Below are 334 nucleotides of genomic sequence, written 5' to 3'. Positions count from 1 at the left end.
CGAGGCTCAGCCCCAGCCGGTAGAGCGCCTCGGGCGCGCGCGGTCCGTCAGGAGAGCCGGAGAAGCTTTCGAGATAGGCGCGCGCCGCCCTGCTCCACTGGCCTTGCGCGGCCTCGGCCTGGCCGCGCAGGTAATGCGCCTCGGCCACCAACGGGCTGCCGGGATAGGTCTGGGTGTAGGCTGCGAAGGCCTCGGCCGCCCCGGCCGCATCCCCATTGTCCAGCAGCGCCTGCGCCGCATCGAAATCGGCCTGCTCGGCCACGGCAAGCTGCGGCGTCTCGGGTCCCGGACCGGGAACGGGGGGCGCCGGGCGCGGCACGTCCTCGCCGCCCAA

General features: G+C 74.6%; 1 protein-coding gene. It reads right to left on the bottom strand.

Annotated elements, in window-relative coordinates; all coding sequences use genetic code 11:
- A partial coding sequence (locus tag H2O73_RS23540; RefSeq protein ID WP_182110738.1) for a tetratricopeptide repeat protein occupies positions 1-334 on the bottom strand: 334 nt, incomplete at both ends.

This window comes from Vibrio marinisediminis (assembly GCF_014050145.1).
In the GTDB taxonomy this organism is placed as follows: Bacteria; Pseudomonadota; Gammaproteobacteria; order Enterobacterales; family Vibrionaceae; genus Vibrio; species Vibrio marinisediminis.
The sequence above is the reverse complement of the archived record's forward strand: the minus strand, read 5'-3'. Positions and strand labels throughout refer to the sequence as shown.